This window comes from Rahnella contaminans (assembly GCF_011065485.1).
Classification (GTDB): Bacteria; Pseudomonadota; Gammaproteobacteria; order Enterobacterales; family Enterobacteriaceae; genus Rahnella; species Rahnella contaminans.
The window spans coordinates 106,102-126,253 of sequence record NZ_JAADJS010000001.1; the positions used below are offsets into that span (position 1 = coordinate 106,102).

Consider the following 20,152-nt stretch of genomic DNA (forward strand, 5'->3'; position numbering starts at 1 on the left):
CGTAAAGGTGAGAGAAAAGGCACATGCTCGGCATGATGTCAGACATGAATCTGCACACATTCAGTACATACAAACGGAGTCTTTGATGGCGAGCAGCAACCTGATTAAACAATTGCAAGAGCGGGGCCTCGTTGCCCAGGTAACGGATGAAGAAGCGTTAGCTGAGCAACTGGCGCAAGGGCCAATTGCACTCTATTGCGGTTTCGATCCTACCGCAGACAGCTTGCATTTGGGTCATCTGGTGCCATTGCTGTGCCTGAAACGCTTCCAGTTGAATGGCCACAAACCTGTGGCGCTGGTCGGCGGTGCGACCGGCCTTATCGGCGATCCGAGCTTTAAAGCCACTGAACGTAAACTGAATACCAATGAAACGGTCAACGAGTGGGTTGAGAAAATCCGCCAGCAGGTTTCTCCGTTCCTGGATTTCAACTGTGGCGAAAACAGCGCCATTACCGCGAATAACTACGACTGGTTTGGCGGCATGAACGTGCTGACTTTCCTGCGTGATATCGGTAAACACTTCTCCGTTAATCAGATGATCAACAAAGAAGCGGTGAAACAGCGCCTGAACCGTGATGACAGCGGCATCTCCTTCACCGAATTCTCATATAACCTGTTGCAGGGTTACGATTTCTCCGAGCTGTACAACCGCCATCAGGTGGTCCTGCAGATTGGTGGTTCCGACCAGTGGGGCAACATTACGTCCGGTATTGATTTAACCCGCCGTATGCACCAGAAACAGGTCTTCGGCCTGACCGTTCCGCTTATCACCAAAGCTGACGGTACCAAATTCGGTAAAACCGAAGGCGGCGCAGTCTGGCTGGATCCGAAGAAAACCAGCCCTTACAAATTCTACCAATTCTGGATCAACACAGCAGATGCCGACGTTTACCGCTTCCTGAAATTCTTCACCTTCATGAGCATCGAAGACATCAATGCGCTGGAAGAAGAAGATAAAAACAGCGGTAAAGCCCCGCGTGCACAATACGTTCTGGCCGAAGAAGTGACCAGCATGGTTCATGGCGCAGAAGGTCTGGCTGCCGCGAAACGTATCACGCAAAGCCTGTTCTCCGGTTCCCTGAGCGAAATGACCGAAGTCGATTTCGGCCAGCTGGCGCAGGACGGTCTGGAGCTGTTTGAAGTCCCGCGTGATACCGACCTGCAACAGGCGCTGGTGATCGCCGGTATGGCGCCGTCTAAAGGTCAGGCGCGTACGATGATTTCGTCAAACGCCGTGTCCGTTAACGGTGAAAAACAGACTGACACCGAGTACAGTTTTACTGACAGTGACCGCCTGTTTGGCCGCTACACCTTGCTGCGTCGCGGTAAAAAGAACTACACCCTGCTGCTCTGGGCATAAGTTTTACGACCGGCACGACGGGGAGCGAAATGCTCCCCGTTTTGACCTGTGATCTCAGCTATTCCGCCATCCACCGATGACGCTGCTATCGGAAATTCCTCATGAAAAGCATTCTTTCTATCCAGTCTCATACTGTTTTTGGGCACGCCGGCAACAGCGCGGCTGAATTCCCTATGCGTCGTATGGGCGCAAACGTTTGGCCGCTGAATACGGTTCAGTTTTCCAACCACACCCAGTACGGACACTGGACAGGCTGCGTGATGCCCGCCAGCCATCTGACCGAAATTGCGCAAGGTATTGCGGAAATCGATCGCCTGAAAGACTGCGACGCCGTGCTGAGCGGTTATATCGGCTCGCCGGAGCAGGGGCAAAGCATTCTGGAGATCGTCCGGAAGGTGAAAGCGGCGAATCCCAATGCCTGGTATTTTTGCGATCCGGTTATGGGGCATCCAGAGAAAGGCTGCATCGTGGCGCCGGGCGTGGCGGAATTTCACTGCAATCAGGCGCTGGTGAACTGCGATATCGTTGCGCCAAACCTGCTGGAGCTTGAACTGCTGAGCGGCCATGCGGTGGCAAGCGTTGAAGAAGCCGTTACCACGGCGCGTGAGCTTATCGCGAAAGGCCCGAAAATCGTGCTGGTGAAACATCTGAGCCGGGCGGGATATCACAGCGATCGTTTTGAAATGTTGCTGGTGACGGCGGATGAAGCCTGGCATATCGACCGCCCGCTGGTCGATTTTGGCGTGCGTCAGCCTGTTGGCGTGGGCGACCTGACCAGCGGATTATTGCTGGTGAATCTGCTCAAGGGCGAGGCGCTGGATAAAGCGCTGGAGCATGTGACCGCCGCCGTTTATGAAGTGATGCTGACCACTCATTCGATGGGCGAGTACGAGCTGCAAATCGTCGCTGCGCAGGACAAAATGGTTAAACCGGAGCATCATTTCCCGGCGGTAAAACTGTAACCGGCGTAAGGATCGGATCCGCGTAAAACGCGACATCACGGTTCAATAAAAATGCCCCGGACTGATTATTCAGCCGGGGCATTTTTTTAACTCAGGGAATGCTTATTTCAGGCCTTCAGCCTTCATGGCTGCGTCAACTGCCGGACGTGCAGCAACACGCTCCAGATGGGCGTTCAGCTCGCTCAGCGCCGTGAAATCAAACTTCAGCGCTTTCGCCCAGCCCATCACGGTGAACAGATACGCATCGGCTACGCTGAAACGTGTACCCAGCAGGAATGCGTGACCTTTCAGGGATTCATTCACGTACGCAAATTTCTTGCTCAGCGCTTCGCGGGTCAGTGCCTTGAATTCGTCAGGCGTTTTCGGGTTGAACAGCGGCGAGAAACCTTTGTGGAGTTCGGTCGCAATGTAGTTCAGCCATTCCAGCGCATGATAGCGGGCCAGCGTACCTTGTTCCGGCATCAGCTGGCGGTCGGGTTTCTGGTCAGCCAGATACTGAACGATGGCAACGCCCTCGGTCAGAATGCTGCCGTCACTGAGCAGCAGGGTTGGGATTTGCCCTTTCGGGTTCACTGTCAGGAAGTCATCACCGGTTTCTGTTTTCTTGGTCGCCAGATCGACTTTCTCAATACTGAAATCCAGACCTGCTTCACGCAGGACGATATGTGGAGAAAGGGAACAGGCACCGGGTTTGTAATACAGTTTCATAAACACTCCATTGGATGAGCTACCAGCCTGCGCCCGCGAAACATTTCGGCTTCGGGAAACAGCTGCACGGCGATATAAGGTCTGCTTCTATCCTAGAACCGGCGGGAGCAAAAGTCAGTGATTTAATTGTGACGGGGCGTTCAATTGTTCACTTTATACCGCACCGGATGACGGATGTTTTGCCCACCATCCGGTGAAATCAGCGGGAGCGCTGGTTCAGGAAATCACGTACCGCCGTTTCTACATTTTCCGGTGCAGTCAGCATTGGCGAACGCAACTCATTGTCCATCAGCCCGTCGAGTGAAAGAGCGTATTTAATCGCCGCCGGGTTCGGCGCGGAGAACATCAGGCGGATCATCGGCAGAAGGCCAAAGAATGTTTTTCGGGCGGCAACAATGTTCCCCTCTCTGAACTGCTTAATCAGCGCCACAAACTCTTCCGGGAAGATATGTGATGACGCCGCAATCGCGCCTGCTCCGCCGAGACTCAGGGTCGAGAAAATCTGCACATCTTCGCCACACAGAACGTCCAACTCGCCGTCTGCAATCAGTGAAAGCGTCAGGTCGATGCTGCCGCCGCAATCTTTCACCGCAGTAATCTGCGGGTGTTTAGCCAGCTGGCGCAGTGTGTCCAATTCCATGTGTACACCGGTACGATAAGGGATGTTGTACACCACAACCGGCACCGTCGAGTGGTCGGCAATTTCGGTAAACCAGGTGACCAGCGCGGCCTGAGAGGGGCGAATATAGTAAGGCGCGGGGATAAGCAGACCGGCAACAGGACGCTCTGAAATAGCGTCCTGCATGGCGCGGATCACCGGCATATGCGTGCCGGAAAGTCCCATGATCACCTGCTGGCCGGGAACGACTTCCAGTACGGCGTCCAGCACCTGAAGCTGTTCTTCTTTGGTGAGCATCGGCGCTTCACCGGTAGTACCACAGACGACGACGCCGTCCACACCCCGTTTGAGGAGCCGGGTGCACAATGATTTGAGTGCAGTAAAGTCGATCTCACCCTGATGGAAAGGCGTGACCAGCGGGACCCAGATACCTGAAAACGATGACATGTTGTAATTCCTTAAACGGCGTGTTTTATCAGCCTCGGATCATGTCAGTAAAACAGGGACGAGCGCCAATTGAATGAATTAATAAGGTGTTTTGAGTTATCTATGGTGCTTATGTTTGCGGGTTTTATGTACCGGCTAACATATCCATTTCGTTACTCAACAAACTATTTAACACTTCGACGGTCACGGGACGCGAAAAAAGATAGCCCTGGAGATGCGAGCAACCTGCTGAAACCAGGAAGGATTTTTGCAGCTGATTTTCCACACCTTCCGCAATCACGTTGAGATGCATTTTATTGCCGAGCTGAGAAACCGCCGTCACGATGGCGGCCGTATCATTCACTTCTGTGACGTACTGCACAAATGAACGGTCGATTTTCACGCTGTCCACGGAGATATCTTTCAGCAAACTCAGGCTGGAATAGCCTGTGCCAAAATCGTCCAGAGAGATTTTAACGCCCAGTTTACGCAGTTTCGCCAGCTGACTGAGGCTGTTCGCATTGGCGTTCATGACTGACGTTTCGGTCAGTTCCAGCTCAAGCCGCGAAGGCGGGAAATCCTCTTCTTCCAGCACGGCCAGAAAACGCGGCCCGAAATCCGGCTCTCCGAGCTGCACGGCAGAAACGTTAATTGCCAGATTGAGCTGCTCAAAGTTTTTGATATCCCGGCAAGCCTGTCGCAGGACGATTTCACCCAACTGAATCACCAGCCCGGTTTCTTCCGCAAGCGCAATAAACTGCACCGGTGAAACCTGCCCGAGCACGCCGTGGTTCCAGCGGGCGAGGGCTTCGACGCACACGACTTTTTCGTCGCGGCTACGCAAAATCGGCTGATAGACGCAGGACAAATCCCCGTCTTTTGCCAGCGATTCGGCCAGCGCTTTCACCATAATGCGTTTACTCACACTGCTGGCATCGAGCAGTTCAGAATAGAACGAGAACATATTTTTGCCGCGCTGCTTGGCTTCCAGCAAGGCGGTATTGCCCCGGCGCATAATTTCACCAGCGGTAATATTCTCGGCACCAAACATCACAATGCCGAAAGAAATGGTGATCATCGGATTGGCGCGCGTCAGCGTAAACGGCTGGCGCATCATCACCAGGATTTCGAGGGCCAGATTATTGGCCATTTCGCTGGTCGGGCTGTTACGCAAAATAATGGAAAACTCGTCGCCACCAATCCGGGAAACCGTACCGTTATTACCGACTTCGTTACGCAGACGCTGGCCAAATTCACATAAAATTGCGTCTCCGGCCTGATAGCCGTAGGTATCGTTGATGTAATTAAAGTCGTTAAGATTTAACAGGAAAAGGGCGCAAGGCTCGGGGCGGTACATTCGCTGTGCGGCAATCTGGCTCAGTTCTTCACTCAGGGCGGTCCGGTTCGGCAAACCGGTTAACACATCGTGGCGGGCAAGATAACGGATCTGCGCTTCTGAACTGCGCAACAGGGAAATGTCCATAATGGACGTCAGAATAAAATGGCGGGTCTCCAGAGTAACGCGGGACTTACGCACCAGAACACTACGACGCTTACCGGAAGGATCCACCAGCGTTTCTTCGTTAACCGTCTTTTCGCCGGTGACCAGCACTTCAATATCCCGCTCACGCTGACGGGCTGCCTGCTCAGGATCGGTAAAAAACGAGACGTCCTGGCCGATCAGTTCTTCACGTGTGCGGCCATAGAACTCACTGGCTTTTTGATTCAAAAATACCAGTTTGCGTTCGTCGTCTTTAAGTACCGTCGCTTCGGGAAGAGCATCAAGAACTGCCTGGCATATCGCAATATCAGTAAGCATGAGTTAAATACCCCGAGCAGGAAATGAGTGTGTTCTGGCAACATTTTTTAGCCAGTAATCTCATCAGGTTGTTTTTGCAATTATTACTCACATTTTGATGAGATTATTACCGTTGTTATTAAATTTGAAAATTCAATTGGTTATCACGCCATAAGTAAGGTATTCGATATAATGTTCGGGTGAATAACGATCAACTCAGTTCAATCCGGTTCTTACCCGCAGATTTAGCCCGATACAAAGCATGATCTGCCTGAATCAATAAGTGAGAAATCGTGTCCTGATTAAGATCGCTGAACGCAATACCGACGCTGACCGTCATTGGAATATTATGCTGTGAACTTTGCGCCAGCCGGAAACGAATCGTTTCTGCCATTTTTATTGCCTGTTCTTTAGGCTGACTTGTCAGGCAGGCAAATTCTTCACCGCCGATGCGGGCAAATACATCTTTCTTTTCCAGCAGGGAATTAACGATGCTGCAAAAGAAAATAAGCGCGGAATCACCGCCTGCATGACCGTACTGGTCATTCAGTTTTTTAAAATTATCCAAATCAAATAACATCAATTGCAGCGGTAAGGTGCAGTTTTTACGCTTTCTGATCAATTCGTTACCAAATTCCAGAAACGCGCGACGGTTTCCAACTCCAGTGAGCGGATCCCGCAGCGAAGCCAGTTTGTAGCTCAGCTGTCCGCGTTCATACACCATGGCAAGAATGATAAAAGTCAGGCAGATGGCGTAAAGAATCGCTTCGAAAATGAGTATAGCGAAGAACCCGCTGCTGTGACGTCCGGCCATTTCGGCGTAAGGTAAGCCGTCATCAAACACCGGCCGCATCAGATAGAATCCCGCATGAAACAGGCTAAGCGGCAGTGCAGGCCAGAACGTAACGTTCAGCTGTCTGCGGACATGCCACAGTTCCACGGTGGTCATCAGCGTATACGCGGCGGTCAGTATGGATGTCAGCAAAATCCGCTGAGAAAGGCTGTGATAGAAATCCGGAGAAAGGCAGAAAAATGCCCAAATCAGTGGCCCGGCAAGTACGCCAGGCAGGATAATACGGCGGCCCGTAAATACCCTGACAGCTGACCACATGATGCCATAACATAGCAATATCAGCAGGTTACTGAACAGAACCGGAATAATATCGTTCACATCTGAGCGCATACTACTGAGCTGTGTTCCCGCCGTAGCGAAAGCCAGCATGAGCGCCATCAGTCCGAGCGTCGGATCCCTGCGGCCGCCGATCCACGCAAAAAGCATGACGCCGGTCAGCAGAATGAGAATATAAAGTTCGAAAATAAATAACGTGTAAACGTCGAGATGCATAAATTGTATGAGTTGTTATTTGCGGGTATGCCAAATGTTATTTTGGCCGATTATCAGGCCGGAACAGAAACACTTTCGTGAAAATTAGGAATTTCTTTATGAAAGGAATAAAGGAAGAACAGCTAAAACCGACGAAACAGGTTCAGAGCTGCTTTTTTGTGCCGAATTTGGCGTCCCACTCGCGCCGGTAGCTACGGGATTGTTTTCTGCCTTTCAGCCATAAATAGGTACATACCACGCAAACACCCGCTGAGAAGACGATATTACGCATGTCCTGATCGTAGAAAATGACCAGTACACAATCGAGTGCCGCCACGATAGCGAACCATTTATGCATGTGCACCTGCCGGCGGGTTTCTGCATTCAGGCGTTTGAGCTGACGTCCTTCATCCAGGACTTTTCGTTTATCCATCGCAATTTCCTGGTGGGAGTGAGTTAAAAGCGTTGTCGTGCATCTTAAAAGAATAGCAAATCACAAAAATGAAAAGCTTCAAGGCGATATTAACTGATTCGAAAATAATTATCGCGGAGTAAACACTGGAGCAATCGAACGAATAACCACGCTTATTGACTGATTTCACAGTCTTTTGCCTGGACCTGTCGGACGCAGAAAATAGACGTTTTTGGTGAAAAAGTATTACCAATTGCTGCTGAGCATTGATTTCTCAGTATGACGTAGATTATCGTTTCGGAATAATCTTAATTTTCGGTGAGATAATGAGCGATTCATCATCACGAAAGATCGTTGACGGTGCCAACATTTATCAGGACTTCGAAACCCGTTTTTACGAATGGGAAGACGGGATGTCCAGCGCCGGCTTTAAACTGGAACTGCCGGATCGTCACCGCGAAGAGTTTGACTGGGGCGTCACCGGCTACAATTTCGGCCGCGTCATCGGCGGCGTACTGACGGTCAGCGAGCACGACATCAACCGGCAGTATGGAAACTTGTTTTCGATGCCGGATCACATCGTCATCTTTATCGTGATTGCCGGCGGGATGTCGTGCCAGTGTTTTGGTGAACGTTTCGAATTAATTCAGGGCGATATCCTGATTCAGGATATGTCGCAGCCCATCAAGATCCACGTTTATCCTGGTGAAAGTAAGCCGCGTCTGGGCTCGTATCAGTACATTATTATGCCCAAGCACAGCCTGCACTTTAATGTTGATATAGCCTCGCTGCATGGCAAGCGTATTCCTGCGGCCTCGCCGGTAAACATCATTTTGCGTAACCACTTTGCGACGATGGTGCAGGTTTTTGATCAGATGACGGAGCAGGAAGTGCTCAGCACCGGAGAAGGCGCTGCCTCGGTGTTTTTACAAACGCTGCATCTGGTGGCGGGTAAAAAAGTTGAACATCCGTTTGAGCAAAGCGCACGGCTGGAAAGGATCTGCCTCTACATTGAGAAGCATCTTAACAAGCCCATCAGCATTGACGTCTTATGTAAAAACTTCGCCATTTCACGATCCGGGTTGTACCGGTTATTTGAGCCGCTTGGCGGTATTGCGCAATTTATCCGCAGCCGTCGTCTTCTGCTGGCAAAACGTTTATTACGCACATCTTCGATGTCGGACCAAAGCCTGGCGGCCATTGCACGCCATTGCGGTCTTGAACTGAGCGCGCTGCGCCGGTACTTCCATGAGTTTTACGGCACCACGCCATCAGAGATGCGGGAGAAATATCGCCGCGACTCAGAACAATCCGGACAGGCTGATGCCACGCATGTGAACTGGGTCAGTTCACTTTAATGGTTGATTTGTCGAACCTTGTACAAAATTTGTTAAAATTATACGCATTTCGTGATCTGTCACTATTCTGAATTTTGCCCGTGAAGGGCGGAATCTGGGCCGTTATTCCGGTTAAACACAGTAGACTTGGTGGAATATTCACCAGTAATCATTGAGAGTGCATTATGTTAGTCCCTCAACAGGCAGTTGATGAACAAGCTCGTCTTGCCATACTGGCTTCTCTGGGCATAGTAGATTCCCCCAGAATTGAGGAAATCGACCGCATCACACGGATGGCAGCCCGCCAGTTTCAGGCGAAGGCGGTCGTTGTTTCACTGATCGATGCTGACCGGCAATGGTTTTTGTCACACACCGGTGTTGATATCAATGAGTCTCCCCGCGATACCTCGTTTTGTGGCCACACTATTCTCCAGCAATGTCCGCTGATTGTCCGGGATGCGCGGCTGGATTTACGCTTTCACGATAACCCGCTGGTGGTCGGTGATCCCCACATTGTCTTTTACGCAGGCTGTGCGCTGTACTCAAAAGAGGGCGTGGCGCTCGGTGCGTTGTGCCTGATTGACGACCGCACGCGGGAGTGGAGCGAAGAAGATCAGCAGACGCTGACGGACATGACCGCGCTGGTACAAAGCTACATCTTTCACCTGGAAAACCGCCAGTACACGGCGCGGGTGGAAGACAACCTCGCCAAAAGCGAAGCCTTATTTGAGCAGACGTTTGCCCACGCGGCGGTCGGTTTCTCTCTTGTCGGGCTGGACTGGCGCTGGTTACGCATTAATCCTCAGGTTTGCAATATGCTCGGTTACGCCGAATACCAGCTGCGTACCTGCTTACTGCACGATGTTACCCATCCGGACGATCTCTACGCTGAAAACATCCTCGTACCGCGCCTGCTGTCGGGGGAAATCAACAGTTTCAGCGTTGAAAAACTGCTCCAGCGTGCGGACGGCGGTACGCTTTGGGTTACGCTGACGGCATCTCTGGTACGTAATATCGCCGGTGATGCCCACCACTATATTGTCGTCATCAGTGATATCACTGAACGCAAGCATATCGAGCAGGCGCTTTATTCCTTACAGGAAGATCTGGAACGTCGGGTGGCAGCGCGCACGCACGAGCTTCAGATGGCGATGGACCAGCTCCATCAGGAAATAGCGCAGCGTCTGACTCGTGAACGCGAGCTGACTGAAAGTAAAAATCGCCTCAGGGCCATAACCGATAACATTCCGGCCTTGATTTGCCACGTGGATGCCAATGAACAATATACGTTTGTGAACCATTTCCACGCGAACTGGTACGGCGTGGAAGAAAATAAAGTCAACGGGCAGCAGGTCAGGGATGTGGTGGGGTACGAGAGTTACGAAAAAATTCAGCCGTATATCCGGCAAGTTTTGCAGGGCATGACGGTCAGCTACGAAATTGAATTGCCAGATAATTCACGTCACGGCAAGGGGGGCGTTTTGCACACCACTCTAATTCCATGTGACGATGTGCGTAATGGCTACTATGGCCTTTCCACTGATATCAGCGAAATCAAAGAACTTCAGGCACAGCTTGAGTTCGAGGCCAATCATGATTCACTGACCGGATTACCTAACCGGCGCGCGTTCCAGCAGTCACTGATTTTTGCCGCAAAACAACAAGAAAAAGCAGATAAGGACATCGCATTACTCTTTTTAGATATTGATAATTTTAAAGCTTACAACGACACCTACGGGCACGAATTTGGCGATCTGATCCTGAAGTTTTTCGGGCATACCTTACGCGATAATCTGCGTTCACAGGACATAGTGGCGCGACTGGCTGGCGATGAGTTTACGGTTTTACTCGGGCATCTGGTGAACACCGAAAATGATGTCAGCCGGATTTGTATCAGCCTGATGAGCGCCTTACACTCCATCGAACGGGTGGCCGGTGTGCCTGTGGCGTTGTCGGCGAGTATCGGTGTGGCGGTCGGGCGGGCACGCCAGCCTCTGTTACCGGATACGCTAATGGCCAGAGCCGATGCGGCAATGTACCGTGCGAAACAGGGCGGGAAGGGGCGTTATTACTTAGGATAAAGAGTATTTAGGATAAAAAGTATTTAGGGCAGGGAATTGAGCAAAAAAAAACGCTTCCCGAAGGAAGCGTTTATCAACACGGTAGAACGTTCTGCAATTACTGAGCAGAAGCCAGTTCCGGTTGTTTTTCATCAGTTTCACGGTCAAGCGTCATACGGTGCAGTTTAGATGCGGTAACCAGCATCAGTACGGCAATTACGGCGGTCGCGATACCAATTTGCAGGAACACGTGGCTGTAGATTGCCAGCGAAGCGTGTGCATCATCGATATCCGCAGGAACCGCGGTCAGGTTCGCCACATAGCCCGCGATAATCGCAGCCGCGGCGGTCGTCAGGAACCATGCGCCCATGATGAAGCCCATCAGACGTTGTGGAACCAGTTGTGCCACCATCGCCAGACCCAGACCCGAAATCATCAGCTCACCGATACTCTGCAACGCATAGCTCAGTACCAGCCAGTTAACCGACACAATCCCATGTTCGTTGGCGAGGCTTGCACCCCACGGGAGCACCAGGAAGGCACCTGAACACAGCACCATACCGATCGCAAATTTATGCGGCATTGGCATACGGTCGCCTACTTTGGTGTAAACAGCTGCCAGAATCGGGCTGGCAACCATGATCCAGAACGGGTTCAGCGCCTGGAACTGCTCAGGCTGGAAGCTGATACCCAGCAGATCGTGACCGACGTTATGAATAGCGAAGAAGTTCAGAGAGGTTGGCATCTGGCTGTACAGCACGAAGAACACCACCGCTTCCATCATCAGCAGGAACGCCACAATCATCTTACGGCGTGCGATGCCTTGCATGGCGAAGGTTTCTTTCGCAAACACAATGATGATACCGACAGAAACCACACCCAGAACCATACGTGCGATGGTTTGGTTATGCAGCAACCAGCTGGAAACAAACACCAGCGCCACGACGCCAACCAGCACCATAAGCAATTTTTGGAACTGAAGCGGCGCGAAGTCTGGTTTTGAGCCCTGACGTTTCACCCATTTGCGGCAGAACAGGAAGTTCACGATAGTGATCAGCATACCGACGACGCTCAGGGAGAACGCGACGCTCCAGCCATACTTCGCGGCCAGCCAAGGTGTGGCGAGCATAGAGAAGAATGAACCGATGTTGACCGACATGTAATACATGGTGAATGCGCCATCAAGACGCGGGTCATCTTTTTCGTAGCAGGTAGAAAGCAATGAGGATGGATTTGCTTTAAACAGGCCGCTGCCGACGGCGATAGTCGCCATACCCAGATAAACCCAGAATATTTCGTGGCCGGAATACGCAACGAAGGAATAACCCAGCGCCAGCACGATCGCACCCAGCACGATCACGCGTTTCGATCCCAGCACTTTATCGCCCAGCCAGCCGCCGATAGCCACGAAGCCATACACAAGCGCACTGAATGAGGAGAAGAGGGTAATGGAGTCAGCTTCACTCAGGCCAAGCATTTTGACCAGGTAAACCGCCATGATCCCTTGCAGGCCGTAGTAACCGAAACGTTCCCACAATTCTATGGAGAAGATCAGATAAAACGCTTTTGGCTGTTTGAACGCGTTCAGACTCACGCTTTCATTATTTGGTGTTTTGTTTGCAGTTGACACTCGTACCTCTGTTTATTCCTTTCGCCCGTGAATGGCGAAAACGCATAAGTGGCGCGAAATAAGCACCCTTTGCATTGTTATAAGATGGGATGACGGCAGGTAATGTTCACTATCTTCGTAAATGTGGCAAGGAGTTTGAAATGTATCGTTACATTTAACTTATCCGTCCTGATTAAACTATGTTCGAAATGTTATGCAGAATTAACGTTTATGTTTTCTAAATAGACAATGTGAAAATGTTGTATGAATAATAATCCGGAAGTGTGATTTGTATTTGTTTTACCGGAAAACTGATAAGCGGATTCATTGGCTGGAAAATAGTGAATATGCAGTGAATATCTCTGGCTTGTAGCGGTTGTTTCGGGGTTTTATGAATCAAAGCGTGGTGGGTGAAGCTGTGACCAGAGCAGCAAATAACCTGATGTGATCTGCCTCTCGTTTTAACACTAAATTTCCGATTGAAAATAAGATTAGTACGACTTATGGCGGTTAGAAGGCGAAGGTATTTACATTTGATGGATTCGGCAGGCAAATATCCTGCCGAAAAGGAGGGGTAAAGCATGAATGAAAAACATGCCCTGCATTACCTGTTGAGCGTATCGCCCAACGTCTGAATCAGACGATTCGACCAGCTGAACAGCGCTGCGGTCAACAGGATATCCAGAGATTGTACGGCACTATAGCCTGCGTCAGACAAACCGTACAGACGGCGTGCGTCAAAACGTTCCGGTGTACGGGTTAACGTAATCACGGCTTCGAGCAACGCCGCTTCTTTGGCATCTGCCCGTTTTTGCGAGACAAAATCAACGGCGTCATCACGATGGCTTTCTTTAAACAATTCCTCGATCAGCGTTTCACTTCCGCCCGCTTCCAGATAGAGACGGCCGTGGATCCCCGCGCAGTACAGACAACCGTTTAACTGCGAGGTGGTCACCGCTGACAACTCGCGCCACGCGGCTTTCGGGCGTTCGCCAGCCTGCATAATATTATTGAATACGGCCGAGAATTCGCTCAGCGCATCGGCGTCGTGTACCAGCAGCGTATAGAAAGAAGAAGAACGGGCATCCGGTGCGATCAAATCCAGCACATCCTGCTGATGACGGCTGGCGGTTTCCGGCACCACTTCCGGTAAACGCGACGTCCATTGCAGCATCGCCAGTGAGAACCCTTTTTGCTCGCAACCTTCCGGCGACGGGAATCCTGGTAATACAGCCGCCGCGCGGCCACGCAGACCGTTCAGAACGGCCAGTACGCGCGCCTGATAGCTGACAAAACCAATGAGCTGCGTGAACGTGACAATATCGCGTGTGCTCAGCCCGACGTCGTAAAGCTGACTGAGCATCGGTGCAGTAATTAACGTGGGTTGCGTGGCAAGTAAGCGGGCGAACTGGGTAATGTGGGTCTGGCGGATGTTACTTTCACGTGAGGCGTCGGGGCTGGAAAGGGGGGCGAGGCGGGCAGCGTAATGGCTACAAAGACATTGGACGCCGCTCACCTGCGCGACAGTCAGCGCGCTGCTGAGGCGGTCATATAACGACAACGTTTCGGTGCGTGAAACGCTCAGGCTGTCCGGAAAGAGCACCTCGTAACAGGCGCGGGAAGCGCGCAGCAAACCCTGGCGGTCGTTAATCAGCGGGCGAAGCGTCGGGTCGAGCTGGTTTTCCAGTCCGAGTAAAAAGCGATCCTGAATCAACGCGGCATGAGGATCGAGTGGCAGGTGACCATACTGGCTGGATTGTGTTTCGTGATACCAGCCGCTGTGCGCGGCCTTGCGTTGTTGTTCCATGATCGGGTCCTTTGCTTCAAGCCTGTCACTCAGGCGAATTTACAGACCCTATCCTTGCCGATACCGCTGTCGAGATAAAATAATGTTAAGCGATAAATCATAGCGAAATGGAATAGAAGACCGTGAATATTCCAGATGAAAGGATTTCGGCAGACGTTTTATCGACATTTTGTGAAATTGGAATCATAAAAAAACCGGCTCAGGAAGCTGATGCCGGTTTTAGTGCCAGAAAGGCGTAAGGGATCGTCTGTGTCAGTTCCCGTCGCGACGCCAGGCATCGGCAGTTAATGCCTCGCCAAAATGGCTGGAGATGAGCCGTTTGGTGAGATCATGAAGCGGTGCGGCGAGCACTTCCGCCGTGTTTCCCCGCTCAACCACTTCGCCTTCGTGCATCACCAGCACCTGATCGCTGATGTGTTTCATCATGCCCAAATGTTGCGTCACGTAAATGTAGGAAATACCCTGCTTTTCCTGCAATTCGAGCATCATGTTGATGATTTGCGAGCGCATAGACATATCTAGCGACGCCAGCGCTTCATCGGCAACAATCACTTTCGGTCGCAGGATTAAAGCACGCGCCAGTGCGACACGCTGCTTTTGCCCGGAGGCCAGCATATGCGGGTAATAAAACGCGTGGTCCGGCAACATACCCACCAGCCGTAAAGTCTGGTTGATACGCTGTTCGCGCTGCTGGGCATCCATCTCGCTGTTAAGGCGCAGCGGTGCTTCAAGCAACTGTCCGATGCGCTGACGCGGGTTCAGCGACGTACTCGGATCCTGAAAAATCATGCGAATTTGCTGGCTGCGGAACCGGTAATCCCGAAATTCCAGCGGATGTTCATCAATCAGGATTTCACCGCCGCTCGGTTCAACCATGCCCGACAGCATCTTCGCCAGCGTGGATTTCCCTGAACCGTTCTCACCAATAATCGCCAGCGTCTGTTTTTCACGCAACGTAAAGCTGACAGGCTTCACGGCATCGAGATCCATCTTGCGGAACAGGCCGGTGCGATAACGGAACGTTTTGCTCAGGTTGCGGACTTCAAGCAAGGTCTCGCCCATTATTGCTCCTCCATATTCAGCGGAAAGTGGCAGGCAAATGCGTGCGTTTTTGCCAGACGAAGGCGCGGCGTTTCAATGCATTTTTTCTGCGCATAAGGGCAGCGTGGCCCCAGACGACAGCCAATCGGCAAATGCTCCAGCGAAGGAATGGCACCCGGCAGCGTATTCAGACGGCTTTTATGCGGCAGCGAACGGCCAAAGTCCGGCATCGCGCGGATCAGCGCCTGCGTGTAAGGATGATGCGGCGCAGCCAGCAAGTCTTCGCACACCGCACTTTCGACGGTTTGTCCGCAATACAGCACGTTAATGCGGTTGGCCCATTTGCTCATCATTTGCAGGTCGTGGCTGATGAGCAAAATGGTCGTGTTATTGTTCTGATTAAGCCGCGCCAGCAGGCGGAAAATCTGCGCCTGTGTGGTCGGCTCCATGGCGTTGGTCGGTTCATCCGCAATCAGCAAACGCGGCTGATTGGCCAGCGCGATGGCAATCATTACTTTCTGACATTCGCCTTCGGTCAGCTCATACGGATAGCTGGCCATAATGTCTTTATGATCTTTAATCCCGACGCGGTGCAGCAGCTCAATGGCGCGTTTTTTCCGCCATTTCCAGCGCTGATACCAGCGGCCTTTATACGTCCAGCCGGGAATGGCCTGAATCAGCTGGCGGCCAATGTTTTCGGAGGGATCCAGACAGGACTGCGGTTCCTGAAAAATCATCGACACGTTCTGCCCGACCAGCTTGCGTCGTTCGCGCGGGGACAGCGTCAGCAGATCAATATCATCAAAACGCATCCGGTCAGCGGTAACGCGCCAGTTGTCTTTGGTGACGCCGCAGATGGCTTTGGCAATCAGGCTTTTGCCTGAACCGGATTCGCCCACCAGCCCGCGAACTTCGCCGGCATTAAGCGTAATGCTCACGCGATCGACGGCTTTTACCGGGCCTTCGGCGGTCATAAATTCGATTGTCAGGTTACGGATATCAAGTAACGGCATTATTCCACCCCTGCATTAATCGCCCGGCGCACACCATCACCCAGCAGGTTGATCAGCAGCACGCTGATAAGGATTGCTGCACCCGGCAGCATCACTGTCCAGGGCGCGACATAAACCAGCTCCAGCGAATCGCCGAGCATCGCTCCCCATTCTGGTGAGGGAAGCTGCGCCCCTAAATCCAGAAAACCTAATGCGGCAATATCCAGAATGGCCATCGACAGCGCGCGGGTAAATTCCGTTGCCAGTACGGCCACAATGTTTGGCAGCACCGCGTAACGCAGGATTTGCCAGGTCGATGCACCGTCCAGACGCACGGCCACCACGTACTCTTTTTCCAGTTCGTCATGCACGGCGCTGTAAATCGTACGGGAAATACGCGGCAAAAGCGCCAACCAGACTGCCAGCATAGCGTGTTCAAGTTTCGGGCCGATAAAGGCCACGACCACAATCGCCAGAAGCAGGGAAGGGATGGACAGCAGCGTATCGAGAATATGGTTGAGGATCGCTGATTTCAGCCCGCGCGTGATGCCCGCCAGCACGCCGATAATCACGCCGCACAGTGACGCCGCGAGGGTAATCACCAGCGCACCGCCGATGGTCGGTGCCGCGCCGGTTAACATCCGGCTGAGTAAATCGCGGCCTAAATCGTCGGTACCAAGGAAGAATGAAACGTTCCCGTAGCGCGACCACGACGGCGGCAGCAACTGGTAACCGAGGAATTGCTGATCAAGTGCATACGGCGCCAGCAGATGCCCGAAAACACACAGGAACAGCAGCCCAAGCACACCGTAGAAGCCGATCATCGACAGCGTATCGCGATAGAAAATTCCCCACGTATGACGCAGCGGGCTGGGAACCTGTTTTTCACGGTATACATTATCGAAGGGCATACCATTCCTTATGTTTCAATGGGTTCATCAGGGCACCGAGAATGTCTGAAAGCACGTTGACGACTATCACCAGTGAGCCTACCACCATCACACCGGCGGAAATCGCGGCATAATCTTGCTGGCGGATCGCGTTTATCAGCCAGCGGCCAATGCCCGGCCAGTTAAAGACCACTTCCGTAATCATCGCCAGCGTCAGCATGGTGGAAAATTGCAGACCCAGTTTTGGGATAATCGGCGGCAGCGCATTGTGTAAAACATGACGACGGATAATGGTAAAGCGCGACAGCCCGCGGGTTGCAGCGGCTTTCACGTAGTTTTTCGCCAGGACGTCATCAGTCGAAATCCGCATCAGGCGGATCACTTCAGTGGTCGGCGCAACGGCCAGCGCGGCAATCGGCAAAATCATATGGCGGATGGCGCTGATAATCATCTCGTGGCGATACGGCGAATGTGAAAGCCAGGCATCGACCAGCGTAAGGCCGGTCACGGTTTTCAACTGATACAGCAAATCAAGACGACCAGAAACCGGTAGCCAGCCGAGCTGTAAAGAGAAGAACAACATCAGCAGAACGGCCAGCCAGAAAACAGGGATCGAGAAACCGAGTAGCGCCAGGCTGCTGATCGCCACATCCGGCCATTTCCCGCGCATTACGCCCGCCAGAATCCCCAGAGGGATCCCGACGAACAGCGCAAGCGCAAAGGCCAGAACGCACAGTTCCATGGTGGCCGGGAAGACCGCTTTCAGCTGATAAGTAATGCTTTCGCCGTTGATGCTCGATACGCCAAAATCAAACTGGCACAGCCCCATGAAATAAAAGCGATAGGCATCCCACAAAGACGCACCGCGCAGCGGCGCATTCGGCGTGAAATAGCTCAGGCTGAACGCTACCAGACTGAGGAAAAACAGCGTGACCAGCAGCAACAAAATGCGGCGTAACGTGAAGATAATCATGGTGCTTTCCTTCCTTCGTCATCACGGAAGACGCCTGCGAATGAAGAGTTGCCGAACGGACTCAGAACCAGCCCTTTGATGTCGTAACGGTAAGCCTGAAGACGCAGCGAGGAAGCCAGCGGCAGCACGGGTAATTCCTGCTCGAGGATTTTCTGTGCTTGCTGATAAAACTCAATACGCTGCGAAAGCTGCTGCGACAACAGGCCCTGACGCAGCAATTCATCAAACGCCGGATCACACCAGTGAGCATAGTTTGTCTGCGAATGAATCGCTGCACAACTGAGCATCGGGCGGAAGAAACTGTCCGGGTCATTACTGTCCGTCGACCAGCCGGTCAGCGTCAGGTCATGGTTCATCTCCATCAGCTTGGCTTCCTGGAAACGGCCTTCAACCGGCACAATCGTCACTTTAATCCCAACCTGTGCTAAATCCGCCTGAATAAGTTCAGCGGTTTTCAGCGGGCTCGGGTTAAACGACTGCGACGCCGTCGGTACCCACAGATGCAGATTCAGTTTTTCCTGTCCGAGATCTTTGAGGATTTGCCTGGCTTTAGCCGGATTGTATTCCGTCACCTGCGCATTGCTGTCATACGCCCACGAGGCGCGCGGCAAGATTGACGCCGCTGTTTCTGCCGTGCCGTAATAAATTGACTGCATCAGACGCTGGTTATTAATAGAAAGCGCAACGGCCCGACGGATACGTGGATCGTTGAGCGGCGCTTTATTGGTATTAAACGCCAGATAGGCGACGTTCATTCCCGGACGCAGGGAAAGGCGCAGACGCGGATCTTCACGCAAAATCGACAGCTGGCTGGCCGCCGGATACGCCAGAACATCACACTCACCAGTGAGCAATTTAGACAAACGTCCGGTACCGCCGACGCCCATGTCGATCACCACCTGCGCCATGCGCGGCGTGCCTTTCCAGTATTGTCCGTTGCGTTCAAGACGCACGTACTGGCCGGTGCGGTATTCGCCCAACTGGAACGGGCCGGTGCCGACAGGCTGACGGTCTATTTCTTCTTCATTGCCTGATTTCGTCAGACTGGCCGCATATTCAGCGGAAAGTACCGGTGCGTAATGGGTCGCCAGATGCCAGAGGAAAGAGGCATCGGGATTGTTCAGGCGAAACTCGACTGTGTAGTCATCGAGCTTTTTGATGCTTTTCACCGTTTTGGCAAACTGCAAACTGTCGAAATACGGATACTCTTCGCCGTTAACGCCGTGGAAATGATTATTCGGATCAATGATGCGCTGGAAGCTGAACACCACGTCATCGGCGTTCATTTTACGTGAAGGTACAAATCCGCTGGTTTTCTGAAAAGGTACATCTTTGCGCAGATGGAAACGGTAGGTTGCGCCGTCGTCGAGCACTTCCCAGCTTTGCGCCAGTTCAGGGATCAGGCGATAGGTATACGGGTCAACGTCCAGCAGACGGTCGTAAAGCTGTGCAGCGAGCGTATCAATAATCAGCCCGCTGCTGGCTTTTTGCGGATTGAAGGTATTGACCATGCCGTTGACGCAATAGACAAAGCCGCTCTGGCGAATATCTTTGACTGGCGCGCTGGCCACCGTCGGGCTGGCATGTGTTGGAGCAGTCTCAGCAAAAACTGCTGCGGACAAACTGCTCAGTAAAAGCATCCACAAAGTTAGACGACGCATAAAGGCTTCAAAGTTAAGGTGCAATGTCTCAAGTGTACCGTACTCTGCGAGGTACCCCAATCCATTGCACAAAACAGGGTGAAATCCTGCGGCACTTCGCGCAGATTTTATCCGTTCTTCCAGAAAACCCTTGAAATCGCGCTGACATTGTTATGTTATATTATAACAATAAT

The 20,152-nt window shown here is 52.1% G+C and carries 16 protein-coding genes; 4 read left to right on the forward strand and 12 right to left on the reverse strand.

Translation table 11 applies throughout. The annotated features are described in order from the left end of the window. Window positions 1–85: 85 nt before the first annotated feature. Window positions 86–1,360 carry a tyrosine--tRNA ligase gene (gene tyrS / locus GW579_RS00495; protein WP_152325738.1) on the forward strand — a complete coding sequence of 425 codons (1,275 nt, stop codon included), beginning with the start codon at window positions 86–88 and terminating at the stop codon, window positions 1,358–1,360. Between the two features lie 101 nt (window positions 1,361–1,461). After that, window positions 1,462–2,322: a pyridoxal kinase PdxY gene (gene pdxY / locus GW579_RS00500; RefSeq protein WP_152325739.1), complete on the forward strand. Its 861-nt coding sequence runs from the start codon at window positions 1,462–1,464 to the stop codon at window positions 2,320–2,322. Window positions 2,323–2,424: 102 nt separating this feature from the next. Here pdxY and gstA read toward each other — a convergent pair whose 3' ends face one another. The 5 genes from gstA to GW579_RS00525 form a co-directional block, all read right to left on the reverse strand. Beyond that, on the reverse strand, window positions 2,425–3,030 hold the full coding sequence (gstA, locus tag GW579_RS00505) for a glutathione transferase GstA (protein WP_165056916.1): 606 nt from the start codon (window positions 3,028–3,030) through the stop codon (window positions 2,425–2,427). A 199-nt stretch (window positions 3,031–3,229) separates the two neighbouring features. Next, on the reverse strand, window positions 3,230–4,096 hold the full coding sequence (dapA, locus tag GW579_RS00510; RefSeq protein WP_165056918.1) for a 4-hydroxy-tetrahydrodipicolinate synthase: 867 nt from the start codon (window positions 4,094–4,096) through the stop codon (window positions 3,230–3,232). A 124-nt stretch (window positions 4,097–4,220) separates the two neighbouring features. Then, the gene (locus tag GW579_RS00515; RefSeq protein ID WP_152325742.1) at window positions 4,221–5,894 is read right to left on the reverse strand and encodes a putative bifunctional diguanylate cyclase/phosphodiesterase; all 1,674 of its coding nucleotides are present in this window, start codon (window positions 5,892–5,894) and stop codon (window positions 4,221–4,223) included. A 190-nt stretch (window positions 5,895–6,084) separates the two neighbouring features. Next, a complete protein-coding gene (locus tag GW579_RS00520) occupies window positions 6,085–7,218 on the reverse strand; it encodes a GGDEF domain-containing protein (RefSeq protein WP_152325743.1) in 1,134 nt (377 codons plus the stop codon). Window positions 7,219–7,360: 142 nt separating this feature from the next. Then, the gene (locus GW579_RS00525; protein WP_152325744.1) at window positions 7,361–7,630 is read right to left on the reverse strand and encodes a hypothetical protein; all 270 of its coding nucleotides are present in this window, start codon (window positions 7,628–7,630) and stop codon (window positions 7,361–7,363) included. A 305-nt stretch (window positions 7,631–7,935) separates the two neighbouring features. Here GW579_RS00525 and GW579_RS00530 point away from each other — a divergent pair, with 305 nt between their 5' ends. After that, on the forward strand, window positions 7,936–8,967 hold the full coding sequence (locus GW579_RS00530) for a helix-turn-helix domain-containing protein (protein WP_152325745.1): 1,032 nt from the start codon (window positions 7,936–7,938) through the stop codon (window positions 8,965–8,967). A 164-nt stretch (window positions 8,968–9,131) separates the two neighbouring features. Next, window positions 9,132–11,027, forward strand: a complete 1,896-nt coding sequence (locus GW579_RS00535; protein ID WP_165056927.1) for a diguanylate cyclase domain-containing protein — start codon at window positions 9,132–9,134, stop codon at window positions 11,025–11,027. 97 nt (window positions 11,028–11,124) lie between these two features. On the opposite strand, the gene dtpA is transcribed toward GW579_RS00535, so the two are convergent. The 7 genes from dtpA to sapA all read right to left on the reverse strand — a co-directional run bounded on the left by dtpA (window position 11,125) and on the right by sapA (window position 19,979). Continuing rightward, on the reverse strand, window positions 11,125–12,636 hold the full coding sequence (gene dtpA, locus GW579_RS00540; protein ID WP_152325747.1) for a dipeptide/tripeptide permease DtpA: 1,512 nt from the start codon (window positions 12,634–12,636) through the stop codon (window positions 11,125–11,127). A gap of 583 nt (window positions 12,637–13,219) precedes the next feature. Continuing rightward, window positions 13,220–14,422, reverse strand: a complete 1,203-nt coding sequence (locus GW579_RS00545; protein WP_165056929.1) for a CMD domain-containing protein — start codon at window positions 14,420–14,422, stop codon at window positions 13,220–13,222. A gap of 252 nt (window positions 14,423–14,674) precedes the next feature. Continuing rightward, window positions 14,675–15,484 (reverse strand): putrescine export ABC transporter ATP-binding protein SapF, encoded by an 810-nt coding sequence (gene sapF, locus GW579_RS00550; RefSeq protein ID WP_165056931.1) that lies wholly within the window; start codon window positions 15,482–15,484, stop codon window positions 14,675–14,677. After that, entirely contained in the window at window positions 15,484–16,476 is a 993-nt protein-coding gene (sapD, locus tag GW579_RS00555; RefSeq protein ID WP_152325750.1) for a putrescine export ABC transporter ATP-binding protein SapD, read from the reverse strand. Before sapD ends, sapF begins: the two co-directional genes overlap by 1 nt. Further along, on the reverse strand, window positions 16,476–17,366 hold the full coding sequence (sapC, locus tag GW579_RS00560; protein WP_165056933.1) for a putrescine export ABC transporter permease SapC: 891 nt from the start codon (window positions 17,364–17,366) through the stop codon (window positions 16,476–16,478). The genes sapD and sapC overlap by 1 nt, the downstream gene beginning before the upstream one ends. Further along, complete coding sequence (gene sapB, locus GW579_RS00565) at window positions 17,353–18,318, reverse strand: putrescine export ABC transporter permease SapB (protein ID WP_152325752.1); 966 nt, start codon at window positions 18,316–18,318, stop codon at window positions 17,353–17,355. Before sapB ends, sapC begins: the two co-directional genes overlap by 14 nt. Then, window positions 18,315–19,979, reverse strand: a complete 1,665-nt coding sequence (sapA, locus tag GW579_RS00570) for an ABC transporter substrate-binding protein SapA (protein ID WP_165056935.1) — start codon at window positions 19,977–19,979, stop codon at window positions 18,315–18,317. The genes sapB and sapA overlap by 4 nt, the downstream gene beginning before the upstream one ends. Window positions 19,980–20,152: the final 173 nt, after the last annotated feature.